Here is a 4,828-nt window from a genome sequence, read left to right on the forward strand (position 1 = left end):
TCTTTGTGTGTTTGTGGGGGTGTTTTTTTTTTTCTCTCTTTGTGGGGGTCCCTCTCTCCCCCGGGGTGCGCCCGCCGGGGGGCGGCCGCGCGCGCCCCGGGCGCCGTCCTTTTCCCCCGACTCTCCTGCAGGAGCGCCCACTTGCCCCGCCGACCCGACGGACCGACCCTCGCCCTCGGCCTCGCGCTGCCCGTCGAGGCCGCCACCACGCTCGCCCTGCCCGCCGCCCTGGCCGGGGCCGTCGACGCCGTCCTCGCCGGCGCGGGCCGGTCCGCGACCGGCGCGTTCGCGCTGCTCGCCCTCACCGTGGGCACGGCCGCCGCCGCCAACGCCGCCGCCGCTGCCGCCGGACCGGCGGGCGCGGCCGACGCCACCGCCGCCCTGCGCGGACGCCTCGTCCGGCACCTGCTCGACCTCGGGCCGGGCGGCCGGCTGCGCGGCGGGCCGCCGCCCGGCGACCTGGCCGCGCGCCTGGTGGGCTCGGCCGGCGACGCGGGCGGGCGGCTGCCCGCCGGGCTCGGCGCGGTCGGCGCGCTGTTCACGTCGGTGGGCGCGATCGTCGGCCTCGGGGTGCTGTCACCGTGGCTGGCGCTGGCCTTCTTCGCCGGGGTGGTACCCGGCGTGGCGCTGATCCGGCTGTTCCTGCGCGACGCCGGTTCGGCGTTCGCCCGCTACCAGGAGGTGCAGGCGGAGCTCGCCGCGCGCCTCACGGGCGCACTCACCGGGCTGCGCAGCATCCACGCGGCCGGCGCCGAAGAACGCGAGGCCGCACGGGTGTTGGCGCCGCTGCCCGACCTCTCCGCGGCCGGGCACGCGCTGTGGACGGCGCAGCGCCGCACGGCATGGCAGGCGACGCTGCTGATCGCCGCGGTCGAGATCGCGGTCCTGACGACGGCGGGCGTGCTGCTCGCCGCCGGCGCCCTGGCACCGGGAGACCTCGCCGCCGCGGCCGGGTGGGCGGCGCTCGGGGCCGGCCTCTTCGAACAGGTCGAATCGCTGGTCGGGGTCGCCCACGCCCGCGCCGGGCGGGCCCGGGTCGACGCCCTGCTCGCGCTCCCGCCCGCACCCGTGGGAGCGGCGACGCTTCCGGTCGGCGGCACCGGCGAACTCGCCTTCCGCGGCGCGGTGGTGCGCGACGGCGACCGCGTGCTGCTCGGACCGATCGACCTCACCGTCCCCGGCGGACACACGCTCGCACTGGTCGGGCGCTCCGGCTCCGGCAAGTCCCTGCTGGCCGCCCTCGCCGGACGACTGCGCGACCCCGACGAGGGCGCGGTGCTCATCGACGGCGTCCCGGTCGACGAGCTGGCCCCCGACGAACTCCGGAACGCCGTCGGCTACGCCTTCGAGCGGCCCGCCCTGGTCGGCGGCACGGTGCGCGACGCACTCGCCGGCGCGGGCGAGGCGGAGGCCGGGGCCGCCCGCGCGGACGGCTTCCTGCGCCGGCTGCCCCGGGGATGGGACACCCCGCTCGACGAACTACGGCTCTCGGGAGGCGAGTTGCAACGCCTCGGGCTGGCCCGACTGCTGGCCCGGCCGGCGCGGGTGGTGGTGCTGGACGACGCGACGTCGGGGCTCGACCTCGCCACCGAGTACCAGGTCACCGAGGCACTCGACCGCGCCACCCTCGGCCGCACCCGCATCGTGATCGCCCACCGCGCCACCGTCGCCGCCTGCGCGGACCTGGTGGCCTGGCTGGAAAACGGCCGCCTCCGCGCCCTGGCCCCACACACCGCCCTCCTCGCACACCCGGACTACCGCGCCGCCCTGTCCGACACCGCCCTACAAGCAGCCGCCTGATGGCCCGCCACCGCACACCACACACAGAAAGTCGGCCGGGCCGACGTCTCGCGCAGCCCTCTGCGCCCTCCGCACCCCATCAAGCAACCGATGCCGGCACAGAAAGTCAGGCCGACCGAGGGCCGAACGCCTCGGACACCGAAAGTCGGCCCGACCGACTTCTTGTGCACGACCCGGCATCGGCCGCCGCAGGCATGGAAAGTCGGCCCGACCGACTTCTCACGCACGACCCGGGAACGGGCGCCGCCAGCGTGGAAAGTCAGCCCGACCGACTTCTTGTGCAGCACCCTGGGCCATCCGCGGGCCACCAGCTCCGCGACGCCCGAGTAGAAAGTCGGCCCGATCGACTTCTCACGCCAGGCCTCGGGCCGAACGCCTCGGACAGCGAAGATCGGGCCGACCGATTTCCCGCGCACGACCCGGGGCCGGACACCGCGGACACAGAAAGTCGGCCGGGCCGACATCTCGCGCCAGACCCAGGGGTGGGCGCCACCGGCGTGGAAAGTCGGCCCGACCGACTTCTTGTGCAGCACCCTGGGCCATCCGCGGGCCACCAGCTCCGCGACGCCCGCGTGGAAAGTCGGCCGGATCGACTTCCCGCGCCGGGCCTCAGGCCGAACGCCTCGGGCACCGAAAGTCGGGCCGATCGACTTCTCACGCACGACCCAGGGCCGGACACCGCGGACACAGAAAGTCGAGTAGGCCGACTTCCCGCACACGGCTCGACATCCGCCGCCGCAGGCGCTGTCGCGCGACCCGGCGACGCAGGAAGTCGGCTCGGCCGACTTTCCGTGCAGGCGGCTCCTGCCTCCGCCGACTCAGGGCGCGGAGCCCACCGCCGGTCCCCGCGTGCCAAGGCGCCCGGCGCGAGAAGTCGGGCCCGCCGACTTCTCGCGTCACCGCCACCGCCACCGCAGCCGCCCCCGACTCCCGCGGCCGCCCACCACCACCGCGCAGGAAGTCGGCGGCGCCGACTTTCCACTCCCGCCACCTCGCCCGGGTGGGCGCTCCTCCTTCGGCAGTTCGCCACCACACGGCGACCGCTACTGCGGTTGCTCGCCTGGTCCGTGGTCGAGGCCCTGCCGCCGTTGCTCTCCGGGCTGCTCGTGTCGGCCGCCGTGGACCGCGGCTTCCTCGCCGGGCGGCCCGGGGCCGGGGTGGCCTGGCTGGCCGGGTTCGGCGCGGCCACGGTTCTGCGAGCGTTCGCGGCGCGGGCCGGGTTCCCGCACCTCGCGGCGGTCGTCGAGCCGTTGCGGGACGCGCTCGTCACGCGGGTGGTCCGGAGCGCGCTCGCCCGGCCCGTCGCCGACGCCGCCGAGGTCGCTCGGCTCACCGAACAGGTCGAGTCCGCACGACAGTTGACCGCCACCCTGCTGCGCACCCTGCGCGGCGTCGGAATCACCCTGGCCGCCGCCCTGATCGGCCTGGCGCTGCTCGCGCCCGCCGTCCTGCCGCTCGTCCTGCTGCCGCTCCTGGCCGCCGGGCTGCTCTTCGCCCGCCTACTGCGGCCGCTGGTGGAACGCCGCCGGGCGGTCGTGCTGGCGGAGGAACGGTTCGCCGCCGAGGCGGGCCGCGCCCTGCACGGCCTGCGCGACGTACAGGCCACCGGTACGCAGACGCAGGTGGCCGCCGCACTGGCCGAGGCGGCCGGGACGAGCGCCGCCGCCTCCCGCGCGCTGGGCCGGGCGTCCGCCCTGCGCGCGCTCGTGGTCGCGCTCGGCGGGCGGTTGCCGGTGCTCGTCGTGCTCACGGCAGCGCCGTGGCTGCTCGCGCACGACGTGCTCACGGCCGGCGAACTGCTCGGCGTCGCCACGTACCTGCTCCAGCAGCTCGACCCGGCGGTGCGGACGTTGGCCGGTACGGTCGGCGGCTGGCTGCTCGGCCTCGCGGTCGTGCTGGACCGCCTGGCCACGGCTTCCGCCGCCGACGCCCCGACCGCCCGGTCGACGGCGGGAGGCGCGACCGCCCGTGACACGAGCCTGTGCCTCACCGCTCTTCGCTACGCGCACGCCCCCACCGCCGAACCGGTCCTCGACGGGCTCGACGTGACGATCGGCGCGGGGGAGCACGTCGCCGTCGTGGGCCCGAGCGGAGCCGGCAAGTCCACGCTGGCCGGGTTGCTCGCCGGACTGCTCACACCCACCTCCGGCGACCTCACCATCGGCGGGGAACACCTCTCGCCGGGCGATCGCACCCGGGTGGTCGCGCTGCTTCCACAGGAGGCGTACGTCTTCCCCGGCCCGCTGCGCGAGAACCTGACGTGGCTCGCGCCGGATGCCACCGACGCCCAACTCACCCGTGCCATCGAGGTTGTGGGCGCCGGTGAACTCGTCACGCGGCTCGGCGGAACGGACGCCGTCCTCACCGACCCCGCCGCACTCTCCGCCGGCGAGCGGCAGTTGCTCGCGCTCGTCCGGACGTACCTCTCCCCCGCCCCGGTCATCGTGCTCGACGAGGCGACCTGCCACCTGGACGCCACCGCCGAGGACCAGGCCGAACGGGCCTTCGCCGCCCGACCGGGAACACTCGTCGTCGTGGCGCACCGGATCAGCTCCGCCCTGCGCGCGGACCGCGTCCTCCTCCTGGACGGCGGCCGCGGCACGCTCGCGAGACACGGAGACCTCCAGGTCCTGTCGCCGCTCTACCGGGAACTGGTCGGCCACTGGCTGGGCTCCACACCGCGCAACAACAGCGCATCGCACACCGGGCACGCGCCATGAAGAAGCCGCCCGCGCAAGCCAACACCTGCGCTCCGGCCAGCGGATCTGCGGGTTGCGGCGTGGGAAGTCGGCCGGCCCGACTTCTCGCGCAGGAGGCCCGGGGAGCGGGGCGGCCACCGGCCCTCCACCGCAGGCCGGGCACAGGACGTCGATGTCGCCGACTTCCCGCGCAGGCCAGCGGATCCACGGAATGCGGCGTGGGAAGTCGACCAGCCCGACTTCTCGCGCAGGAGGCCCGGGGAGCGGGGCGGCCACCGGCCCTCCACCGCAGGCCGGGCACAGGACGTCGATGTCGCCGACTTCCCGCG

The 4,828-nt window shown here is 75.9% G+C and carries 2 protein-coding genes; both read left to right on the top strand.

Annotated features, from left to right (window positions below; genetic code table 11):
- Positions 1–141: 141 nt before the first annotated feature.
- Positions 142–1,800, top strand: a complete 1,659-nt coding sequence (locus tag ACFV4F_RS21850) for an ATP-binding cassette domain-containing protein (RefSeq protein WP_380504660.1) — start codon at positions 142–144, stop codon at positions 1,798–1,800.
- 1,052 nt (positions 1,801–2,852) lie between these two features.
- Positions 2,853–4,520: an ATP-binding cassette domain-containing protein gene (locus ACFV4F_RS21855; RefSeq protein WP_380504663.1), complete on the top strand. Its 1,668-nt coding sequence runs from the start codon at positions 2,853–2,855 to the stop codon at positions 4,518–4,520.
- Positions 4,521–4,828: the final 308 nt, after the last annotated feature.

It is taken from the genome of Kitasatospora sp. NPDC059722 (genome assembly GCF_042733235.1).
Lineage (GTDB): Bacteria > Actinomycetota > Actinomycetes > Streptomycetales > Streptomycetaceae > Kitasatospora.